This is a genomic window from Gordonia sp. UBA7599, from assembly GCA_002477755.1.
Lineage (GTDB): Bacteria > Actinomycetota > Actinomycetes > Mycobacteriales > Mycobacteriaceae > Gordonia.
The window spans coordinates 1-5,086 of sequence record DLKD01000018.1; the positions used below are offsets into that span (position 1 = coordinate 1).

At 66.8% G+C, this 5,086-nt stretch carries 3 protein-coding genes and 1 pseudogene; 2 read left to right on the forward strand and 2 right to left on the reverse strand.

The features are described 5' to 3' along the window. Positions 1-584 (forward strand): annotated as a pseudogene (locus tag B4L26_RS02130) (argininosuccinate synthase domain-containing protein); the annotation flags it as partial. 35 nt (positions 585-619) lie between these two features. Here the strand turns inward: B4L26_RS02130 and B4L26_RS02135 are convergent. Next, positions 620-880, reverse strand: a complete 261-nt coding sequence (locus B4L26_RS02135; RefSeq protein WP_290715282.1) for a hypothetical protein — start codon at positions 878-880, stop codon at positions 620-622. Positions 881-1,349: 469 nt separating this feature from the next. Further along, entirely contained in the window at positions 1,350-3,992 is a 2,643-nt protein-coding gene (locus B4L26_RS02140) for a glycoside hydrolase family 32 protein (RefSeq protein WP_290715284.1), read from the reverse strand. A gap of 238 nt (positions 3,993-4,230) precedes the next feature. Between B4L26_RS02140 and B4L26_RS02145 the strand changes: the two genes are divergently transcribed. After that, positions 4,231-5,086, forward strand: an 856-nt coding sequence (locus tag B4L26_RS02145) for a PucR family transcriptional regulator (protein ID WP_290715286.1), incomplete at its 3' end; no start/stop codon positions are given.

Sequence of the window (5,086 nt, forward strand, 5' to 3'; positions counted from 1 at the left end):
TCGAGAACCGCATCATCGAGGCGAAGTCGCGCGGCATCTACGAGGCGCCCGGGATGGCCCTGCTCTATATCGCCTATGAGCGCCTGCTCAATGCCGTCCACAACGAGGACACGGTGGCCAACTACCACGCCGAGGGCCGGCGTCTGGGCCGCTTGCTGTATGAAGGCCGGTGGCTCGACCCGCAGTCGCTGATGCTTCGCGAGTCCTTGCAGCGGTGGGTCGCGTCCGCGATCACCGGGCAGGTCACCGTCCGCCTGCGCCGGGGCGACGACTACACGATCGTCGACACCCGCGGCGAGAATTTCTCCTATCACCCGGACAAGCTGTCGATGGAGCGCGTCGAGGATGCCGCCTTCGGCCCCGTGGACCGGATCGGTCAGTTGACCATGCGCAACCTCGATATCGCCGACTCCCGCGCCAAGCTCGAGCTGTATGCCGCTCAGGGCCAGTTGGGCGTCGGCCACGTCGAGCTCGTCGGCCGGTTGGAGCCGGGCGGGGCCGCTGAGATCGCCGCCAACCCGAGCGTCGACCCCGAGGGCGACGACGCCCTGGACGCGGCTGCTATGGAGTTCGGCACTGACTGAGCCTTGCGTCCGTGCGGCTCGGCACCCGGTCTGGATCAGGAGCAGACGGCCATCGTGGCCGTGGTGAACCTTTCGAAAGGAGTCGTCCAGTCCCCCAACAGGGCGCTAGCCTCTTCCTGGGTCTTGCCGACCAGCGTGTCGCTGATCGCTTGCATATCGGCCAGCAGGCCTAATGCGTCGGATGGGACAGCATCGATCACGTCCCGCGCGAAGGCTGCATCTAGATCCGCTTGAGTCACGCTGCCGGTCGCGGCCTTCAGGCCGATCGTCGTCAACGCGGCGAGGACCTTGGACATCGCCGCACACTCCGGCGAATCCGCGCCTCGGGGCGTAATCGAGGCGGAGGAGCCGCCGCCTGTCATGGCTGAGGTGGCTGCCGAAGCACTGGCCGGGGCCGTTTCGGAACTTCCCGCCGGCGACGAGGCCGGCGTGAGCACAGCAGACGCTGAGGGCGAGGGAGTCGACGCGCCAGAGGAACAGCCGCCGAGAGCGAGCAGAGTGGCGGCGAGGACGAGAGTGCCTTTGGCTGGCATACGTGATCATCTTCCGTGCGACGTGGCCCTGCGTCGTGAAGGGTATTGACGTCGTCGCCGCTTGCGCTAGTGCCTACCGGCACCCCGCCCGACCCCCGCGGCCGCAGGATGGACCGGGCGACGACAGCTTTTCGCCCGATGCCATAACCCCTCGTGCGCAAGAGAAGGTATTCCCTTGCGCACGAGGGGTTTCGGGCATCGGGCTGGAAAGCTGCGACGGCGCCAGGTGAGGTCAGCCGCGCGGGAACATCGCCGGCGCCAGCGGGGTGACCTTCAGGCTTTGCACGCGGGCGGCGCCACCCTCGGCCCAGACGCCGATCCGGTCGCTGCCGGCCGATGGGAAGACCTGGTCGGTGATCGACGTCTTGCCGCCCTGAGCAAAGACCTCCACGGAGGAGCGGTCGAGGTAGATCGATAGGGTCAGCTTGCCGCCCACCAGCGCCACCGAGGCATCATCGATGGAAGGGAAGGAGGACGCAAAGTCGAGCTTGCCGCTGGCTGTGCGATCGACATACAGCCGGCCGGTTGCCATGTCGTAGCCGATGAGGGTGCGCTCCGAACCATCCGCGTTGCCATGGACGGACAGGCCGAAACGCGTGGCCGTCCCGGGCGTGAGCACGGCGTCGATGCGTGCCACGCTCGCGGCCTTGGGCAACAAGGTCTCACCCGAAATCGACTGTGCCGCAGCGGCATACGCCTGCGCGGTCAGATCCAACCCACCGGCCTGCTGCACGACGCGCGAGACCAAGCGCGGCCCCTTGGGCGTCGGCGCGAGCCACACATTGCGCGGCAGCGCCATGGCACTGCGCCATGGCGAGGTCGGGATTTCGTTGGCGTAGTCCCAGTTGTTCATCCAGCCGATCATGACCCGCTTGCCCGCGGGGACGTCGTTGAACGACACCGCGGCGTAGTAGTCCCGGCCGTAGTCGAGCCAGTCATAGCTCTCGGCACGCGTGGGTGCGGGCGCCGTCCCGAAACGGAACTCGTCGGCGAGGATGTGCCCCCAGCCGAAGCGGTTGTTGTCGACGATATCGATGTGCGCCTGCTTGCCGGCATACGGCCGCAGGTCGAAGGCCTGCCAATCGAGGTATTCACTGTTGCTCCCGGTCGCCGATGCCACGACCTGGCCATCGACGACGAGATTGACCGCGGTCTCGTCCGAGCGGACCGTCGCGGGGACATCGCCCATAACAACGTGATCCATCGTCAGATGCCCCCAGCCACCCGTGGCCTGGTCCCAGACGCGCAATTGCGCGGTGCGGCCGCGCAGTTCGCTGACATTCCAGTTGCGCCAGTTGAGCGCCCCGTCCTCGGGCCCGGTGAGTGAACGCACCACCTCACCGTCGACGAGCAACTGGATCTCCAGACTGCCGTCGGTGCGCTTGCCACCGCCGACCAGCATGCTCAGGTAGTCGCCGGTGATCTCGAAGGCCGGCGAGGTCATCGATCCGGTGTTGTCGTCGCCGCGCGGTCCGCCTTCCCAGGTGTTGATCCGCTTGCGGCCGATGAAGTAGTCGCCACCCGCCGTCGAGGGGTTGCGCCACGGGTCGGTCGCGAAGTCACCGGTCAGGCTCCATCCGGTGTCGGCGAGGGTGGTGCCGTCGGGGAATTCGAACCCGTCCCACAGCAGCGTGCCGGGCGGCGGTTCGTTGGTCAGCTGAGCACCGTCGACGTGCGGGTGCTTGCCGCCACCGACGAGAAAGTTCACATAGTCCGATTCGACCATGAAATCGGGTGACCGCAGCGTTCCTACCGGCCAGTCGCGATCGAGGAATCCGTTGACCAACCCATGTCCGACGAAGCCGCTCACCGGGTTCTGTCCTTCTAGGGTTCCGGTGGCCGGCGCTTGACCCCAGGGGCCGTCCTTCCAGTTGCCCGGTTCGTTGGCCACGGTCCAATCGCCATAGGTCCCGTCGTTGAAGTCGGCGAAATTGGTCCCGGTGGGCAGACTGTCGGCCGTCACGGTGCTCTGCGAGGTGAAGGTCGTGCCGTCGAAGTCGCCGACGAAGTACTGTCCGCCACTTCCCCCGGCGACGGCACCCGGGTTGATGTTGACGACGAGGACCCACTTGCGCTGCTTGGTCCCCTGCACTTCCAGCTGGAACAAGTCCGGGCATTCCCACTGCCCGCCAACGGCATTCGCGGGACCGAAGTCGCTCAGATAGGTCCAGTTCTTCAGATCGGCCGACTTGTAAAGCAGCACCCGGTGCTCCTGCGCCTCGACGGCCGCCATCACCCAATAGGTGCCGGCCGGGCCGGAGTAGCGGAAGACCTTCGGGTCTCGGAAGTTCGCCGAGTCGCGGTTGAGGACGGGGTTGCCCGAGTATTTCGTCCAGGTCTTCCCGGCGTCGAGGCTGTAGGCCAGAGATTGGGCCTGCTTGCCGGCCAGGGTCGGGTGCTTGTCGGTGTAGGCGCTGGTGTAGATCGCCACCAGCGGCGGATTGGTCTTGGTGCCGAGCCCGGAGGAGTTGGTCTTGTCGATGACGACCGAGCCGCTGAAGATGTCCTCGATGCTGTCACCGGCCTCGTTGAAGGTCTGCGCGATGGCGAGCGGCTGCTGCCTCCAATGGATCAGATCCGGCGAAGTGGCGTGGCCCCAACTCATATTGCCCCAGCGGTTCCCCGAGGGGTTGTGCTGGAAGAAGAGGTGATAGGTCCCCTTGTAATAGACCAGGCCGTTGGGGTCGTTCATCCAGTTCTCGCGAGGCGTGAAGTGAACGGCCGGGCGGTAGGGCTCCTCGCCGACGGCCACGCTGGGCGCGAGCCCGGCGGGACCGACGCTCGCGGCGGCCGGCGCAATCAGGGCACCGACGCCCACGGTAGAGACGGCGGCTACGGCGCTGAAGTGCGATCGGATCGAACGCAGTGTCTTCATTGACTTTCCCCTTGGTGCGTGTGTCGAGCGGCAGCAGCGCGCACGGCCCTCCCATTGGCCCGCGGCGATCGCCCGTGGGCGATGTTGACAACGTTGTCAGTCAGCAACCGATGGGAACTGTAGAGGATGGTTAGGCGAGCTACCAAGGGCGTGCGCCAGCCAATCCCGACCGACGCTCGACCCGGACGAGATTGGGACGACAACGGATTTGTCGTGCTGCCACAAATAGGGTGCAGTTGTGAGCGGACCGACGCAGTTGTCGCGTGCCCAACGCGAGCGGGTGACAGGGCATACGGACGACCTGACGCGCGCGGCCGTCGCCGACATTGAGTCCCGCCACGCGTGGTATGCCGCCCTGACCGCCTCGGAACGCTCCTACGTCGCGCTCATGGCGCACGCCGGCGTGGCGAACTTCGTCGACTGGCTGGGCGGCGAAACGCCGACAGAAGCCGCCGGCGCCGCCGTTTTCGAGGCCGCACCTCGCGAGTTGACGCGCTCGATCACGCTGCGCCAGACGCTGGAGTTGATCCGCTCGGTGGTCGATGTCATCGAGGCACGGGCAGCCGACATCGTCGGCGAGCAGTGGGCCCCCGCGATCCGTGAAGCGATGCTGCGCTACAGCCGAGAGGTGGCCTTCCGAGCCGCCCACATCTATGCCGATGCTGCCGAACAACGCGGCGCCTGGGATGCGCGCCTCGAAGGCCTGGTCGTCGATGCGATCCTGCGCGGCGACGCCGACGACGCGATGACCTCGCGGGCTGCGGCTCTCGGCTGGGGAGCCACGTCGCGCGTTGCCGTCATCGCTGCTAGTCCCCCGAATCCGTTGTCCGGCACTGTGATCGATCCCGCTTATGTGCTCGACCTCGTGCACCGGAATGCGAACCGACACGGTTTGCACGTGCTGGCTGCCGTCCAGGCGGGACTGCTCATCATGCTCATCGGCGAAACCGATGACGCCCTGCGGGATGCCGCGATCCTGGGCGTCGATGTCGGCGAGGGACCGATCGTGGTCGGCCCGACCGTGCCACATCTCTTTGCAGCCGGGCGTTCGGCGCGTGCGGCAATCTCCGGGCACGCCGCCGCGGCCGCGTGGC